The following is a 16,477-nucleotide window of genomic DNA, read 5'->3' as shown; positions in this document are numbered from 1 at the left end:
ATGACTACTGATGCAGTGCAAACCATGATCCCGACGCTGGATGTCACCGAGCGTCCGGCCCCGCGTGCCAAGGTAGAAGCCGGCGTCAAGCTGCGCGGCGCCGAGAAGGTTGCACGCATCCCGGTGAAGATCATCCCGACCACCGAACTGCCGAAGAAACCCGACTGGATCCGCGTGCGCATCCCGGTTTCCCCGGAAGTCGACCGCATCAAGGCCCTGCTGCGCAAACACAAGCTGCACAGCGTGTGCGAAGAAGCGTCCTGCCCGAACCTGGGCGAGTGCTTCTCCGGCGGCACCGCGACGTTCATGATCATGGGCGATATCTGCACCCGTCGCTGCCCGTTCTGCGACGTGGGCCACGGCCGTCCGAAACCACTGGACGTCAATGAGCCGGAAAGCCTGGCCATCGCCATTGCCGACCTGAAACTGAAATACGTGGTGATCACCTCGGTTGACCGCGACGACTTGCGTGACGGCGGTGCCCAGCACTTTGCCGACTGCATCCGCGAGATCCGCAAGCTGTCGCCGAATGTGCAGCTCGAAACCCTGGTTCCGGACTACCGTGGCCGCATGGACGTCGCGCTGGAAATCACCGCCGCCGAGCCACCGGATGTGTTCAACCACAACCTGGAAACCGTGCCGCGCCTGTACAAGGCTGCGCGTCCGGGTTCGGACTACCAGTGGTCGCTGACCCTGCTGCAACGCTTCAAGCAGATGATGCCGCACATTCCGACCAAGTCCGGCCTGATGCTGGGTCTGGGCGAGACAGACGAAGAAGTCATCGAAGTCATGAAGCGCATGCGTGAACACGACATCGACATGCTGACCTTGGGCCAGTACCTGCAACCGTCCCGCAGCCACTTGCCGGTGCAGCGTTTCGTGCACCCGGACACCTTCGCCTGGTTCGCCGAGGAAGGTTACAAAATGGGCTTCAAGAACGTCGCTTCCGGCCCGCTGGTACGTTCCTCGTACCACGCCGACGAGCAGGCGAAGCTGGTTAAAGCCGAGCTGATGTCGTCCTGATCACGCGGTGAGAAATACAAAATGCCCGCATGGCTTTCCGGCCTTGCGGGCATTTTTTCGCCTTGCCTACGGCGATCACCGTTTTTTCCTGCGACCTGCGGGGCGACTGACCCTCTTCTGTTTGTCCCCGTTCCTGACTACTGTGTGCTGAAGATTTCGCGCAGGGAGATTCATGGATGACCGTTCGACCGACCCACACACTGTTTCCACATACGCCGGTGCCGGCGTTGCCCCGGGAAGGGCTGATCGGCGTAATCGCGCCTGCCGGCCCTGCAGCCCTGGACACCGACAAAGCCGTGGCCTGGATGCGGGCTCGCGGTTACGCGCTGCGAATTTTTCCCGGTGTCTACGAGCAGGACGGCTACCTGGCCGGCAGCGACGATGTGCGCCTCAATGACTTGCACGCGGCGTTCGCCGACTGTGAGGTCGATGCAATCATTTGTCTGCGCGGCGGTTACGGCACACCGCGTTTGCTCGACCGCATCGATTTCGAGTTGCTGCAAAACAACGCCAAGCCGTTCATCGGCTACAGCGATATCACGGCGCTGCACCTGGCGATCAGCCGTTATGCGGGGTTCGTGACCTTTCATGGTCCGTTGCTCAATGCCGATCTGTTGGGTGACAAGCAAAAGCCTACCGAGGCTTCGTTTTTCAACATGCTCAGAGGGCAGGTGAAGGCGGGCAGCGTGCTGGCGCACCCGGTAGCCTATCCGTTGACGACCATCGAGCCTGGTATCGCTCACGGGCGCTTGTTGGGAGGCAATCTGGCGATGATTGCCGCGACCATGGGCACGCCTTATGAAATCGATGCCGAGGGCGTCATTCTGTTTATCGAGGACATCAACGAGCCGTTGTATCGGATTGACCGGCTGCTGACTCATCTGCGTCTGGCCGGCACGCTGGGCAAGCTGCGCGGGGTTCTGGTAGGGGATGTGGCGGGGGTCGATACGGTCGCGCTGGAGCGTTTGCTCAAGCAGACCTTTGAGCCGTTGCGGATACCGGTGCTGTCGGGGTGGCGCAGCGGGCATTGCGATCCGAACCTGACGTTGCCGCTGGGGGCGTTGGTGAGGCTGGATGCGGGGAGCAAGGAATTGGTGCTGGAGCAGGATGTGGTAGTCAGGTAAGTAGCGGGGCTACAAAAAAGATCGCAGCCTTCGGCAGCTCCTACAGGTGAACGCAAAACCCTGTAGGAGCAGCCGAAGGCTGCGATCTTTTGTTTTTAGCGGTTACGCAGGCCTTCGAGCAACTTGTGCGTCGGATACCCATCCGCCGGCCAGCCAAACGACTGCTGCGCACTGCGAATCGCCTTGCGGGTGTTGGCACCAATGATGCCGTCGGCGGTGCCTGCATCGTATTTCTGGGCGCTCAGCAGGTTTTGCAGCTCGATCCGCTCGGTACGGCTCAGCGGCAAATCATCCTTGGGCCAGGTGCCGTTGATCAGACCCGCGCCGTTGAAACGTTCGGACAACAAACTGACCGCCAGCGCATAGGACGAAGAGTTGTTGTACTTGAGGATCGCACGGAAGTTGTCGAGCACCAGGAATGCCGGGCCGCGGTAACCCGCCGGCAGCAACAGCGCCGCGGACAGGTATTCGGAGCCCGCTGGAACCTGTCCGCCGTTAGGCAGCGTCACGCCCAGTTGCCGCCATTCGGCGACAGTCTTGCGGATCGTGCCATCAGCCAGCACGTAGTTGAAGCTCCCCGGTAGCTGAACTTCAAAGCCCCACGGCTGACCTTTTTGCCAGCCAGAGCTTTGCAGGTAGTGGGCGGTCGAGGCCAGGGCGTCGGCGGAGCTGCCCCAGATGTCGCGGCGACCGTCGCCATCGAAGTCCACGGCATGGGTGTTGTAGGTGGTCGGGATGAACTGGGTCTGGCCCATGGCGCCGGCCCAGGAACCGAGCATCTGCTCCGGCTCGATATCACCCTGTTGCAGGATCTGCAGGGCCGCGATCAATTGCGCATGGGCGAAACCAGGGCGCCGGCCTTCGTAGGCCAGGGTCGCCAGGGAGTTGATCACCGACTTGCTGCCCTGAAACTGGCCGAAGTTACTTTCCATGCCCCACACCGCGACCAGCGCCTGACGATCGACGCCGTAGCGTTGTTCGATGCTTTGCAGGATGTCGGCGTATTGGTTGACCAGTGCCTGGCCTTTGCGCACACGCAGCGGCGACAGGGCGCCGTCGAGGTATTCCCACACCGGGCGGGAAAACTCCGGCTGGCTGCGGTCGGCACGGATTACGCTGGTGTCCAGGCTGACATTGGCGAAGGCGCGATCAAACAGGTCGGCGCGGATGCCGGCGGCCAGGGCATCCTTGCGAAAACCCGCCTGCCATTCGGCGAAGGTCTGGGTCGGCAGGATGTCGAGATTTTCTCCGGTCGGCACCACGGGCGGGATCACCGCAGGGGCTGTCGCGACGGGAAGGGTCTGAAGCGGTTGGGCGTCGGCGGCGGTCGGTTTTTCCGCGCAGGCGACAAGCAGAACGAGGCTGGAGGCAGCTATCAATTGGCGCAGGTGCCAACGACGGGAAATACAAAAGGGCATGCACGGGTCCAGGGAATACGAATCAGGTGCAGACCTTAACATGTTGAGCGCTGGCTTGCCTTTCAGGCCGCCAGAAAGTAAGAAGCCTCCCAGTTGTCAGACTGGAAGGCTTCGCGGCGGTAGCTGCCTTTGCCCTTGCCGGCTCGTTCCTGACGGCTGCGGAACAGTGGCTGGGCGATGATGGATTTGGCCTTGTTGGGGCCATTTTTAGATGGCTTTTTGCTCATGATGATTTCTCGCAAGTGAGTGGGGGTTGCGGGGGAAATCATCTGCCGAAGTTGGGGTTCTGTCTACAGTGCAAATGGATGTGTTTTGTGTAGGAAGCAGGATCTTTTGATCTTACTCCGCTGGCAACGACAATCTTTGCCCGGCCATCAACAGCGACAACCGACTCAGACTCATCCACGGCGAACCCGCAGCCTGGCCTTTGATCTGTGCGTCAATCCGCTGTGCTTCCAGCAACAGCTGCGCCCAGCGTTGTGCCGAGTAGCGTTGCAGGGCTTTGCTCATCAGCGGTTTGCGTTTGTCCCAGACCGGCGGTCGGGCAGAGCTGAAGGCTTTGTCCAGCGGCACGCCCTGACTGTATTGCAGCGACAGGTTGGCGAGCAGGCGCAGTTCACGGGCCAGGGCCCAGAGAATCACCGGCGGCTCGACGCCTTCACCGCGCAAGCCTTCGAGCATACGCAGGGCATGCGCTGCTTCACCGTTGAGAATCGCATCGGTCAAGCCGAAGACATCGAAGCGCGCACTGTCGGCTACCGCCGCTTGTACGGTCTCGACGGTGATCTGGCCGCCTTCGGCCATCAGCTTGAGCTTTTCGATTTCCTGGGCGGCGGCCAGCAGATTGCCTTCGACGCGCGCGGCGATCAGCTCGACGGCGTCCTGGCTGGCGGAGAGCCCGGCCTGGGACAAGCGCTGGCGGATCCAGCTCGGCAACTGGTTGGCATCCACCGGCCAGATTTGCACGAACTGAGTGTGCTGGCCTTCGACCAGCGCCTTGCCCCACTTGGTTTTCTGCGCACTGCCATCGAGTTTCGGCAGGCTGATCAGCAACACGGTGTCTTCAGCTGGTCGCGAGCAGTATTCGATAAACGCGGCCGCCCCTTTGTCACCGGGTTTGCCGGACGGCAGACGCAGCTCCAGCAGGCGTTTTTCAGCGAACAACGACATGCTTGCGCCGGCCTGCAGCAACGTGCCCCAGTCGAAACTGGCGTCGGCGGCAAACACTTGGCGTTCGTCGAAACCCTGTTGGCGAGCGGCGGCACGAATGGCGTCAGCGGCTTCCTGGCACAGCAACGGGTCGTCGCCACTGATGACGTAGACCGGCGCGAGAGCACCTTGCAAGTGTTTGGCGAGTTGGGCGGGGGCGAGTTTCATAAGAGAGGGCGAACGGGGCGCCTGAGCGCCCCGTAAGTCTTACTGCTGCGGGATTTCGATAGGCGACTGACGCGGCGTTTCCGCTTCAGCCTTCTGTGCGGCTTCCAGTGCCGCAGCTTCAGCCTTGGCCTTGGCCTCGGCGGTCTGTTGCAACTGATCCAGCTGGGCCGGCGACAGTTGCTGCAAGCGCAACATCATGCGTTGTACCAGTTCGCGTCGGATCTCCTTGCGAGCATCGGTGGCCTCCTGATCGGAACCCACCAGGTTGTTGCCGTCGTGGATAAAGACTTTCTGCACTTCGAGCTTGTCGCTCAGCAGCGCAAGATTGTGCTCACCACGGATGTCGTAGTTGAGTACTGTAGTGACCTGGTACTCGCCAGTACGACCGGCGCCCGCATAACTGAGGATGCGCTGGCTTTCCTGCTCATCGGCCAGCACCAGTTTGTAAGGTGCGCCCGTGTGGATATTGACGCCGCTGCTCTCCAGCAACTGACGCATCATGGTCACGGTTTCTCCATAGGAGTTGCGTGCACTCAGGTCGAGTTCCTTGAAGGCGAGTTCATAGGTACCGGTGCCGCGCAGCTGGAAACCGCAGGCGCTCAACAGGACCGCAAGGCCCATCACCAGCAAATTGCGTTTGATCATCTTGTTGCTCCCCTTGAAACCATGTGGGCCGACCGTGCGGCCCGAAAGGTTTTACTCGGCGCCAGGCTCCCTGGCGCCTGATCCAATTAGCTGGCGACGATATTGACCAGTTTCCCGGGCACTACGATCACTTTACGAATAGTCAGGCCATCGACGAAGCGCAGCACGTTCTCGTTGACACGGGCAGCGGCTTCGACTTCTTCGCGAGTCGCGGTGGCCGGCATCTCGATCTGGCCGCGCAGCTTGCCGTTGACCTGGATGACCAGCGTCAGGCTGTCCTGAACCAGTGCGGTTTCGTCCACCACCGGCCAACCGGCGTCGATCACCGGGTCTGCGTGACCCAGTTGATTCCACAGCTCGTGGCTGATGTGCGGGGTGATCGGAGCCAGCAGCAACGTCACGGCTTCCAGACCTTCATAAACCAGCGCGCGATCCTGTTCAGTGCCTTGCGGGGCCTTTTCCAGTACGTTCATCAGCGTCATCACCTGGGCGATGGCCGTGTTGAATTTGTGGTTCTGGCCGACGTCGTGGCTGGCCTGCTTGATGGCCAGGTGGATCGAACGGCGAACGGCTTTCTGCTCGTCGTTCAGGCTGGCGACGTCCAGGTTGCCCGGCAGGCCCTGAGTGACGTGGGCTTGAGCCAGGCGCCAGACGCGCTTGAGGAAACGGTGCGAACCTTCTACTCCGGAGTCGGACCATTCCGCGCTCATGTCGGGTGGCGAGGCGAACATCATGAACAGGCGGCAGGTATCTGCACCGAACTGATCAATCATCGACTGAGGGTCGACGCCGTTGTTCTTTGACTTGGCCATCTTCTCGGTGCCGCCGATTTCCACCGGCAGGCCATCTGCGATCAGCTTGGCGCTGATGACCTTGGCCTTGCTGTCGCGTTCGAGTTCGACGTCCGCCGGATTGAACCAGGTGTAGGCACCGTTGGCTTCGCGACGATAGTAAGTCTCGGCGATCACCATGCCCTGGGTCAGCAGGTTCTTGAACGGCTCGTTGGAGCTCACCAGGCCTTCGTCGCGCATCAGCTTGTGGAAGAAGCGCGCGTACAGCAGGTGAAGGATCGCGTGTTCGATACCGCCGATGTATTGATCCACCGGCAACCAGTGATCGGCCGCCGATTTTTCCACCAGACCGCCTTCATAGTGTGGCGAGGCGTAACGGGCGTAGTACCACGAGGACTCGACGAAGGTGTCCATGGTGTCGGTTTCACGCTTGGCCGGTGCACCGCATTTCGGGCAACTGCACTCGTAGAACTCAGGCATGCGCGCCAATGGCGAACCAGCGCCGTCCGGTACCACGTCTTCGGGCAACACGACCGGCAGTTGATCTTCCGGGACCGGCACATCACCGCAGGTGGTGCAGTGGATGATCGGGATCGGGCAACCCCAGTAACGCTGGCGGCTGATGCCCCAGTCGCGCAGGCGGAACTGGGTGCGCGAGGCGCCGAGGTTCTTCTTGAGCAGCGCGACTTCAATGGCGTCGAACGCGCCTGGGAAGTCGAGGCCGTCGAATTCGCCGGAGTTGATCAGCGTGCCGTGCTCGCCGTACGCATCCTGCCAAGGGGCCGGGTTGGTGTCACCGGAACTGGTGCGCACCACGGATTTGATCGGCAGGTTGTACTTGGTGGCGAACTCGAAATCACGTTCATCGTGAGCCGGAACAGCCATCACCGCGCCATCGCCGTAGTGCATCAGCACATAGTTGGCGACCCATACCGGGAGTTTCTCGCCGGTCAGCGGGTGCTCGACGAACAGCGAGGTCGGCAGGCCCTTTTTCTCTTGAGTGGCGACGTCGGCTTCGGCGACGCTGCCGCCCTTGCATTCAGCGATGAACGCCTGCAGCTCAGGGTTGTTCTGTGCGGCCAGGGTGGCCAGGGGGTGTTCGGCGGCCACGGCAACGTAGGTCGCGCCCATCAGGGTGTCCGGACGGGTGGTGAAGACTTTCAGTGCGCCGGTTTCGCCGATGGAGTCGACGTTGTACGGGAACTGCACTTCCATGCCGCGGGATTTGCCGATCCAGTTGCGCTGCATGGTCTTGACCTGTTCAGGCCAGCCGGTCAGTTCGTCGAGGCTCTCCAGCAGCTCATCCGCGTAGGCGGTGATCTTGAAGTAGTACATCGGGATTTCGCGCTTTTCGATCAGCGCGCCGGAACGCCAGCCGCGACCGTCGATCACCTGTTCGTTGGCCAGGACGGTCTGGTCGACCGGGTCCCAGTTCACGGTGCCGCTTTTCTTGTAGATCACGCCTTTTTCGAACAGGCGGGTGAACAGCCATTGTTCCCAGCGGTAGTAATCCGGTTTGCAGGTGGTCACTTCACGGGACCAGTCCACCGCCAGGCCCAGGCTGCGCAGCTGGGTTTTCATGTAGGCGATGTTTTCGTAGGTCCACTTGGCGGGCGCTACGTTGTTCTTCATCGCGGCGTTTTCCGCCGGCATGCCGAAGGCGTCCCAACCCATGGGTTGCAGGACGTTCTTGCCTTGCATGCGCTGGTAGCGGGAGATCACGTCGCCGATGGTGTAGTTGCGCACGTGCCCCATGTGTAGCTTGCCGCTGGGGTAAGGGAACATCGACAGGCAGTAGAACGTCTCCTTGCCTGGCTGTTCACTGACTTCAAAGGACTTTTGCTCGTCCCAGAATGACTGGGCGGCGGCTTCGATTTCACGGGGCTGATATTGTTCGTGCATGGCTACTTTTGAACTGAATAGGGGTGGCCTAATCCTCTTCAATGCAACGCTGGACGGTGATCACGCCAAATCGGCGTTGCGGTGCCCAAGCGAGCTGGAAGTGGAGTTACAGGAAGCGCCGTAGCATACATGACCGCACTCTACCGAGGGAAACCCTGATTACTGCCGCGCGTCCTGCAAAAAGGGTCGCGAGGGCCGTTGGTCGCGGCATCCAGCCGGTTTGTTCAGCGAAGCTAAGCTCTAAATGGGGAGTGAGTCTTATCTTCAATGAGGTGAGGGATGGTTGAGTCACAGCAAAAAGTTACAAAGCCGGAGCTGTACGAAAGACTGATCGATCGTCTGGGAATGGCCCTGGACGCGGCAAAAACCGCTGGCCGATTGCGCGATGAATGCCCCCTTGAGCTGGAGTTGCGTGGCCTGAGCCCCGCAGAATTTGCACTGGTCAAGGCGTATCTGGACCGCTGTGAACGTGAAACACACGGATGCTTGTCAGAAGCAGTGAAGCAACTAGACGCACCACGTTCGGCCAAGATCATCTGGCTCAAGGACAAGGCACCGGGCAGGGACGCGGTAAAGGTCCGGTCTCTGCAATTCAAGTAAGGGCACTTGAAGCCATGACACATGGTTTTTTGAAGCATAGTCCTTCCGCATTTGTTGTCGCATTGCGTCAATCCACTTAGGCTTCGAGCATCTTCTGGAGATGCTCGATGCCTTTTCGTTATTTCGTAAAACAACTTCTGCTGCCGCCCGGCATTTTATTGCTGTTGCTGGCGCTTGCCTGGTGGTTTCGCCGCTCGAGGCCACGGCTGGCCGGACTGTGCTTTGCGCTGGGCTTCGGTGGCTTCTGGCTGATGAGTTTGCCGGTGGTAGTGCAATGGAGCGCCAAGGCGCTGGAGCGGGAGCCGGCGCTGGATCGCACCGAATGGGCGACCCTGAGTCAGCGCGCTGATGCGATCGTGGTGCTGGGTTCCGGGCGTGAGCGGGGCGATCTGGCTTGGGGCGACGATCAGCCGACCGGTGTCGGTCTGGAGCGAGAACGTTATGCCGCAAGACTGGCCAAGGCGTCAGGCTTGCCGATCCTGACCAGTGGCGGCCTGCATTACGGCACGCCACCGACAGAAGCCCGATTGATGGCGGACTCGTTACTCGATGATTTCGGTGTAACCGTGCGTTGGCAGGAAGGGCGCAGCCGTACAACCTGGGAAAATGCGCAGTTCAGTGCCGAGGTGTTGCTGCCACAGGGGATCAAGCGTGTTGTGGTCGTGACGCAGGCCTGGCACATGCCGCGGGCGGTCTGGAGTTTCCAGAAAGCAGGATTTGAGGTGGTGCCCGCACCAGTGGGGTTCCTAAGCGTGGACAATGCCCGGCCATTGGGTGGCTGGATGCCTGAGTTCAAGTCGATCTGGCAGAGCGGGCAGCTGATGAATGAGGCGGTGGGCCAGATCGGGTATTCATTGTTTTACCGCTGAAAATCTTTTGCAGGCGCTGCGATTAAACGGTTTTGGCCATCCGGTTCGCGATCAACGCCCAGCCAAACAACAACACGCACACGATGATCAACGGCCACGAACGCCATTGCAGGTAAGGCGTCAGGTTATGCATTGGAACCACTTCGCCGTACAGGATGCCGCGTTCGAACTGCGGGATCTGCGTGGTGATCTGACCGAACGGGTTGATGAGCCCGGTCACGCCGTTGTTGGTGGCACGGATCATCCAGCGGCCGGCCTCCAGCGCGCGCATCTGCGCCATCTGCAAATGTTGCAACGGGCCGATGGAAGTGCCGAACCAGGTGTCGTTGCTGATGGTCAGCAACAGATCGCTGCGAGCCGCGAGGCTGGCGGCAAACTCCGGGTAAACCACTTCGTAGCAGATGTACGGCGCAATCTGATAGCCCTTGGCTTGCAGCATCGCCTGATCGGCGGGGCCGCGGGCAAAGTCCGACATTGGCAGGTCGAAGAAGGCGATCAGGCCGCGCAGTATGTCCTGCAATGGCACGTATTCGCCGAACGGCACCAGCTTCTGCTTGAGGTAAGTGCCGTCGCCTTCGCCGACGACGGTGATGCCGTTGAAAAAACGCTTCTCGTGGCGGACTTCCTGGCGGATGGGTACGCCGGTGATCAGTGCGGTTTTACGCTCTGCGGCGAAATTGCCCATCATGCTCAGGTAGCCCTCGGCGGACTCCTTGAGCACCGGGACCGCCGTTTCCGGCCAGATCAGCAGGTCGACCCGTTTCGAGCTGAAGCTCATGTCGCGGTACAGCGCCAGCTGCGCGTTGAGCTGCGCCGGGTCCCACTTCATGCTTTGTTCGATATTGCCTTGAATCGCCGCGACGCTCAGCGCAGGGCCAGACGGGCTGGTCCAGGCATGGCCTTTAAGCGTGATGCCGGCGACCCAAGGGCCGACCAACAGCAGCGCACCCGCCACGATAAAGGCTTTGCGACCGGTCTTGATCAGGCGCGAAGCGTTGTAGATCAGTGCGGCGGTCAAGGCCAGGGTGAAGGACACCAGCCACATCCCGCCTACGGGGGCGAGCCCGGCCAACGGGCCGTCGAGCTGACTGTAACCGGAATAAAGCCACGGGAAGCCGGTGAGGAACCAGCCGCGAAACGCTTCCTGGCCGACCCACAACGCCGCAAACGCCATGGCATCGGCCAGCGGCGCCTCGTTGCGACGCAACCAGCGCGCCCAGATCCAGGCCGGCAGTGCGAAGAACCAGGCAATCGCCGCGGTGAACAGCAGCATCAGGAACCCGGCGAGCAGCACCGAAGCGCCGCCAAAGTTGTGAATGCTGTAGTAGATCCAGCTGGTGCCGGCGCCAAACAGGCCGAAACCGAAGCACCAGCCACGGCCCAGGGCCTGGCGGGGGCTCAGTTCACGTAAGCCGGCGTAGAAAAAGCCGACCGCCAGCAACGCCAGCGGCCAAATGTCGAACGGCGCCAGGGCCAGGGTGGTGAGTGCACCGGCCGCCACGGCCAGCAGGTTACCGGGCCAGCCGGGGCGGGTCATACGATGCATTTCAATCCTTAGAATTACCGGGCAATAGGCGTCAGGCGCAGCAAGTGAATCCGACGGCTGTCGGCGTTCAGGATGCGGAAGCGATAGGGGCCGATTTCAGTGATTTCATTGCGTTTTGGCAAGTGCCCGAACGCGCTCATCACGAGGCCACCGACGGTGTCGAACTCGTCGTTGGAGAATTCGCTGTCGAAGAACTCGTTGAAGTTTTCGATCGGCGTCAGGGCCTTGACCAGGAAATCACCGCTGGGAAGAGGCTTGATGTAGCTGTCTTCTTCGACGTCGTGCTCGTCTTCGATGTCGCCGACGATCTGTTCCAGTACGTCTTCGATGGTCACCAGACCCGCCACACCGCCGTACTCATCGATAACGATGGCCATGTGGTTGTGGTTGGCGCGGAACTCGCGCAGCAGCACATTCAGGCGCTTGGACTCGGGCACGAAGGTGGCCGGACGCAGCAGGTCCTTGATGTTGAAGCTGTCGCCGTTCTCCTTGAGGATCAACGGCAGCAAGTCCTTGGCCAGCAGCACGCCCATCACGTCATCGTGGCTTTCGCCGATGACCGGGTAACGGGAGTGGGCCGAGTCGACCACGGCCGGCAAAAACTCGCGGGGTGTCTGGGTCGCCTTGATGCTGATCATCTGCGAGCGCGGGACCATGATGTCCCGTACTTGCAAGTCCGCAACCTGGATGGCGCCTTCGACGATGGCCAGCGCTTCGCTGTCCAGCAACTTGTTTTGGTGCGCATCGCGCAGAAGCTCCAGCAGCTCCTGGCGGTTCTTCGGCTCGTGGGCAAAAGCCTGGGTGAGTTTACCCAGCCATGACTTCTGCCCGTTGCTCGATCGATCTTCGCTCATAGCGATTACTCTGAATCCTTTGTTGTCACGATAGTGGATGTTTCAATTTCGTCGTCCGCGTACGGATCGGGATAGCCCAGTTCGGCAAGCAACGTTCGTTCCAGCGCTTCCATTTCTTCGGCTTCGTCGTCATCTATATGGTCGTAACCCAGCAGATGCAAGCAGCCGTGAATGACCAGATGTGCCCAGTGGGCCGTTGGCTCCTTGCCTTGTTCCGCGGCTTCGCGCTCGACCACCGCCACGCAGATCACCAGATCGCCCAGCAGCGGGATATCGAGAAACTCATCAGGCACATCGGCCGGAAACGACAGCACGTTGGTGGCGTAATCTTTCTGCCGCCAGGTGTGGTTCAGTTCGCGGCCTTCGGCTTCGTCAACCAGGCGAATGGTCATTTCGGAGTCGGCGGTACGCTGGCGCAGGGCCAGTTCGCACCATTGGCGGAACTCGGCTTCGCTGGGGGCGGGCGCTTCAGTCGCGAGTTGCAGATCAAGCTCAAGCATCGCGGCGACTGTCCTTTGGCGTTTCGTCGGCCACGCGATTCTCGAAGCGCTCATAGGCTTCGACGATCCGCTGCACCAGTGGATGGCGCACAACGTCCTTGGGCATGAAATGGGTGAAGCTGATGCCCGGCACGTCTTTCAGCACTTCGATCACATGGTGCAGCCCGGACTTGGTGCCTTTGGGCAGGTCGACCTGGGTGATGTCACCGGTGATGACCGCCGTGGAGCCGAAGCCGATCCGGGTCAGGAACATTTTCATCTGCTCGACGGTGGTGTTCTGGCTTTCGTCGAGGATGATGAAACTGTTGTTCAGCGTGCGACCGCGCATGTAGGCCAGCGGCGCAACTTCGATCACCTGGCGCTCGATCAGCTTGGCGACGTATTCGAAGCCGAGCATTTCGTAGAGTGCGTCGTAGAGCGGGCGCAGGTACGGGTCGATCTTTTGCGACAGGTCGCCCGGCAGGAAGCCGAGTTTTTCGCCCGCTTCAACCGCCGGTCGGACCAGCAGGATGCGCCGGATCTGCTCGCGTTCCAGCGCGTCTACCGCGCAGGCGACGGCCAGATAGGTCTTGCCGGTACCGGCCGGACCGATGCCGAAGTTGATGTCGTTACCGAGGATTTCCTTCACGTAGCGCAACTGATTCAAGCCACGAGGGCGAATCATGCCTTTCTTGGTGCGCAGGGCCACGGAGGGTTCGGACGGGGAAACGTTGTCCAGCGCTTCGACGGCCGATTCCTGCAGGAACAGGTGAACCACGTCCGGCGACAGCTCGGTACCTTTGGTTTCCCGGTACAGACGGCGCAGGAGGTTTTCCGCGGAGGTGGTGTGTTTGGGGTCGCCGATCAGCTCGAACTGGTTTCCGCGGTTGCGGATCTCGATGGTCAGGCGTTGCTCGATCAAGCGCAGGTGCTCGTCGAACATCCCGCACAGATTGGCGAAGCGGCGAGCCTCAAAGGGCTCGAGGATGAAACGATGTGGTTCTATGGGTGCGTTCAAGGTCGTATTTAGCCGCCCTGGGGCAATTAAGATGAAATCAAGGATAACGCCAGTGAGGCGGGTGCGAAAGCTCTTAAATGGATGCTGAAATTTGACGCCTGAACTGTGGTGAAGGGATTTATCCCCGTTGGGCTGCTCAGCAGTCCTGTTTTTGGGGCTGCTGCGCAACCCAACGGGGATAAATCCCCTCGCCACAAAGGTTCTCTGTGACGGGGGTTACTGGATCAGTGAACCCCGCAGCGAGTGCGGTTGCGCCGCATCGATGTGCACATCGGCGAATTGGCCGATCAGGGTTGGATTGTCGCAGCGGAAGTTGACGATCCGGTTATTCTCGGTCCGGCCTTGCAGCTCGCCGGGGTCTTTTTTCGAGTAATCGGTGACCAGAATCCGCTGGATCGAACCGACCATTTGTCGGCTGATCTCGAAACCCTGCTGGTTCAGGCGATGTTGCAGGGCGTTCAGTCGTTCTTTTTTCAGCTCTTCCGGCGTTTCGTCGGCCAGATCGGCTGCCGGCGTGCCCGGGCGCTGGCTGTAGACAAACGAATAGGAGAAGTCGAAACCGACGTCTTCGATCAGTTTCATGGTTTGTTCGAAGTCTTTTTCGGTCTCGCCGGGGAAGCCGACGATAAAGTCCGAGCTGATGCAGATCCCTGGCACGGCCGCGCGCAACTTGCGCAGTTTGGATTTGTATTCCAGCGCGGTGTGGTTGCGCTTCATCGCCGAAAGAATGCGGTCCGAACCGGATTGCACCGGCAGGTGCAGGTGCTTCACCAGCTCCGGCACTTCGGCGTGAGCCTGGATCAGGCTGTCGGAGAACTCGAGCGGATGGGACGTGGTGTAGCGAATCCGATCGATGCCATCGACAGCCGCGACGACACGAATCAACTCGGCCAGATCCGCGAGGCGACCGTCGTGGGTGGTGCCGCGATAGCCGTTGACGTTCTGGCCCAACAACGTCACTTCCCGCACGCCGTTTTCAGCGAGGTGGATGATTTCGGCAATCACGTCATCGAACGGTCGGCTGACTTCTTCGCCGCGAGTGTAGGGCACTACGCAGAACGTGCAGTATTTGCTGCAGCCTTCCATGACCGAGACGTAAGCGCTCGGGCCATCGATGCGCGGCTCCGGCAAATGGTCGAATTTTTCGATTTCCGGGAACGAGACGTCCACTTGCGGCAATTTGGTGGCGCGGGCGGCGTCGATCATTTCCGGCAGGCGGTGCAGTGTTTGCGGGCCGAAGACCACGTCGACATAAGGAGCGCGATCGCGGATGGCGGCGCCTTCCTGACTGGCGACACAACCGCCGACGGCAATCACCATCTCCGGGTTCGCCAGTTTCAGTTCACGCCAGCGGCCGAGCTGGGAATACACCCGGTCCTGGGCGCGTTCGCGGATCGAACAGGTGTTGAGCAGGATCACGTCGGCGTCTTCAGCGCGAGCGGTGACTTCCAGGGCCTGGTGTTCGCCCAGCAGATCGACCATGCGCGAGCTGTCGTACTCGTTCATCTGGCAACCGTGGGTTTCGATGTAAAGCTTCTTGGCCATGGATACAGTCATCACGTGATTCAAAGAACCGCGCATTATAGGGAACATGCTCCAAGGTTCCTACCGCTGTGCGTCCGGTGGCTATGCTATAGTTCGCGCCCTCATTTTTATCCCCCGATGTGTTGCTCGCCCACCATGACCAAACGTGAAGCTCCAATCTACAAGGTGATTTTCCTCAACCAGGGCCAGGTGTACGAAATGTACGCCAAGCAGATCTATCAAAGTGATCTGTGGGGCTTCCTGGAAGTGGAAGAGTTCGTCTTTGGCGAGCGCACGCAAGTGGTCGTCGACCCGAGCGAAGAGAAGCTCAAGGCTCAGTTCGAAGGTGTCGTGCGCAGTTTTGTGCCGATGCATTCGATCGTGCGCATCGACGAAGTCGAGCGTCTTGGCACGCCGAAAATCAGCGAAGCCCGCGGCGCGGTCGGCAATGTCATGCCGTTTCCGATGCCGATGCCGGAGAAGTAAGCAGGAAAGCTTTTGAAATGAACTGGGTTGTTTGTGGCGAGGGAGCTTGCTCCCGCTGGGGCGCGAAGCGGCCCTAAACTCTGCAAACACCGTTTTTCTGATTCACCGCATTGTTTGACGTTACGACTGCTGCGCAGCCGAGCGGGAGCAAGCTCCCTCGTCACAGGGGCCTGCGTCAATCAGGGCAGTGGCGAAAACGGTGTACGCCCATCGGCGCTTTGCAATTCCATCAGGTACTTGCGGAAGATCTGCCCAAGCACCTGAGTCGCTACCTCAAGTTCTTCACGCGGCATCTTCTCGGCGACTTCGTCCGCAGTATCCAGCGCTTCTTCCGCCCCATTGACCGCGGCCATTTTCAGCACGATATACGCCTGGACGTTATTGGCCGGTACGCCTTCGCCGTGGAAGAACATGGTGCCGAGTTTGAATTGCGCCTGGGCATGGCCTTGCAGCGAGGCCTTTTCGAAGTAATCCAGGGCTTTCTTGAGGTCGCGCGGGGTGTTTTTGCCGTCGTAGTAGAACTCACCCAACTCGTATTGCGCTTGCGCATCCCCGTCATCCGACGCTTTCTGGCAGGCGGCGAGCGCCTGTTCCAGGTCTTGCGGCTGGGTATTGAGGGTGCAGCGACCCATCGCTGGGATTAACAACGAGTTGCCGCCTGCTTGTGCGAGCGCGAGCAGGGGCTGAAGGAGCAACAGGCAGCCCAATGCAAGGGCGCGGCCGGTGCGGTTCATGGGAATCGACTTACCTCTGAGGGGCGCGCGGACCCATCGAGGGATCCAATAAGCGCGCATTATGAAATAAGCAGGGCCAACCTTACA

16 protein-coding genes are annotated in these 16,477 nt (G+C 60.3%); 5 read left to right on the top strand and 11 right to left on the bottom strand.

Annotation, left to right across the window (positions count from 1 at the left end; translation table 11 throughout):
• Nucleotides 1–1,023: a lipoyl synthase gene (lipA, locus tag B723_RS01245; protein ID WP_007946663.1), complete on the top strand. Its 1,023-nt coding sequence runs from the start codon at nt 1–3 to the stop codon at nt 1,021–1,023.
• A 176-nt stretch (nt 1,024–1,199) separates the two neighbouring features.
• The gene (locus tag B723_RS01240) at nt 1,200–2,147 is read left to right on the top strand and encodes a S66 peptidase family protein (protein WP_017340993.1); all 948 of its coding nucleotides are present in this window, start codon (nt 1,200–1,202) and stop codon (nt 2,145–2,147) included.
• Nucleotides 2,148–2,242: 95 nt separating this feature from the next.
• Here B723_RS01240 and B723_RS01235 read toward each other — a convergent pair whose 3' ends face one another.
• From B723_RS01235 to leuS, 5 genes are all read right to left on the bottom strand, one after another.
• On the bottom strand, nt 2,243–3,565 hold the full coding sequence (locus B723_RS01235; RefSeq protein ID WP_017340992.1) for a lytic murein transglycosylase: 1,323 nt from the start codon (nt 3,563–3,565) through the stop codon (nt 2,243–2,245).
• Between the two features lie 62 nt (nt 3,566–3,627).
• Nucleotides 3,628–3,792 (bottom strand): alternative ribosome rescue factor ArfA, encoded by a 165-nt coding sequence (arfA, locus tag B723_RS01230; protein WP_017340991.1) that lies wholly within the window; start codon nt 3,790–3,792, stop codon nt 3,628–3,630.
• 112 nt (nt 3,793–3,904) lie between these two features.
• The gene (gene holA, locus B723_RS01225; protein ID WP_017340990.1) at nt 3,905–4,942 is read right to left on the bottom strand and encodes a DNA polymerase III subunit delta; all 1,038 of its coding nucleotides are present in this window, start codon (nt 4,940–4,942) and stop codon (nt 3,905–3,907) included.
• A 39-nt stretch (nt 4,943–4,981) separates the two neighbouring features.
• A complete protein-coding gene (gene lptE / locus B723_RS01220) occupies nt 4,982–5,587 on the bottom strand; it encodes an LPS assembly lipoprotein LptE (protein WP_017340989.1) in 606 nt (201 codons plus the stop codon).
• An 86-nt stretch (nt 5,588–5,673) separates the two neighbouring features.
• Nucleotides 5,674–8,280, bottom strand: coding sequence for a leucine--tRNA ligase (gene leuS / locus B723_RS01215; protein WP_017340988.1), 2,607 nt, complete (start codon nt 8,278–8,280; stop codon nt 5,674–5,676).
• 279 nt (nt 8,281–8,559) lie between these two features.
• Here leuS and B723_RS01210 point away from each other — a divergent pair, with 279 nt between their 5' ends.
• Together B723_RS01210 and B723_RS01205 are read left to right on the top strand one after the other, a co-directional pair.
• Nucleotides 8,560–8,880, top strand: coding sequence for a hypothetical protein (locus B723_RS01210; RefSeq protein WP_017340987.1), 321 nt, complete (start codon nt 8,560–8,562; stop codon nt 8,878–8,880).
• A 107-nt stretch (nt 8,881–8,987) separates the two neighbouring features.
• Entirely contained in the window at nt 8,988–9,749 is a 762-nt protein-coding gene (locus tag B723_RS01205; RefSeq protein WP_017340986.1) for a YdcF family protein, read from the top strand.
• A gap of 22 nt (nt 9,750–9,771) precedes the next feature.
• Here B723_RS01205 and lnt read toward each other — a convergent pair whose 3' ends face one another.
• From lnt to miaB, 5 genes are all read right to left on the bottom strand, one after another.
• Nucleotides 9,772–11,295 carry an apolipoprotein N-acyltransferase gene (gene lnt, locus B723_RS01200; protein WP_017340985.1) on the bottom strand — a complete coding sequence of 508 codons (1,524 nt, stop codon included), beginning with the start codon at nt 11,293–11,295 and terminating at the stop codon, nt 9,772–9,774.
• Nucleotides 11,296–11,309: 14 nt separating this feature from the next.
• A complete protein-coding gene (locus B723_RS01195; RefSeq protein ID WP_017340984.1) occupies nt 11,310–12,149 on the bottom strand; it encodes an HlyC/CorC family transporter in 840 nt (279 codons plus the stop codon).
• Nucleotides 12,150–12,154: 5 nt separating this feature from the next.
• Complete coding sequence (ybeY, locus tag B723_RS01190) at nt 12,155–12,649, bottom strand: rRNA maturation RNase YbeY (RefSeq protein ID WP_017340983.1); 495 nt, start codon at nt 12,647–12,649, stop codon at nt 12,155–12,157.
• Entirely contained in the window at nt 12,642–13,646 is a 1,005-nt protein-coding gene (locus tag B723_RS01185; protein WP_031319147.1) for a PhoH family protein, read from the bottom strand. Before B723_RS01185 ends, ybeY begins: the two co-directional genes overlap by 8 nt.
• 216 nt (nt 13,647–13,862) lie before the next feature.
• Nucleotides 13,863–15,191, bottom strand: a complete 1,329-nt coding sequence (gene miaB, locus B723_RS01180; protein WP_031319146.1) for a tRNA (N6-isopentenyl adenosine(37)-C2)-methylthiotransferase MiaB — start codon at nt 15,189–15,191, stop codon at nt 13,863–13,865.
• Between the two features lie 135 nt (nt 15,192–15,326).
• Here miaB and B723_RS01175 point away from each other — a divergent pair, with 135 nt between their 5' ends.
• Nucleotides 15,327–15,656: a DUF1820 family protein gene (locus B723_RS01175; RefSeq protein ID WP_007894425.1), complete on the top strand. Its 330-nt coding sequence runs from the start codon at nt 15,327–15,329 to the stop codon at nt 15,654–15,656.
• A 179-nt stretch (nt 15,657–15,835) separates the two neighbouring features.
• Here the strand turns inward: B723_RS01175 and B723_RS01170 are convergent, their stop codons facing one another.
• On the bottom strand, nt 15,836–16,390 hold the full coding sequence (locus B723_RS01170) for a tetratricopeptide repeat protein (RefSeq protein WP_017340980.1): 555 nt from the start codon (nt 16,388–16,390) through the stop codon (nt 15,836–15,838).
• Nucleotides 16,391–16,477: the final 87 nt, after the last annotated feature.

It is taken from the genome of Pseudomonas fluorescens NCIMB 11764, from assembly GCF_000293885.2.
GTDB classification, from domain to species: domain Bacteria; phylum Pseudomonadota; class Gammaproteobacteria; order Pseudomonadales; family Pseudomonadaceae; genus Aquipseudomonas; species Aquipseudomonas fluorescens_B.
The sequence above is the reverse complement of the archived record's forward strand: the minus strand, read 5'-3'. Positions and strand labels throughout refer to the sequence as shown.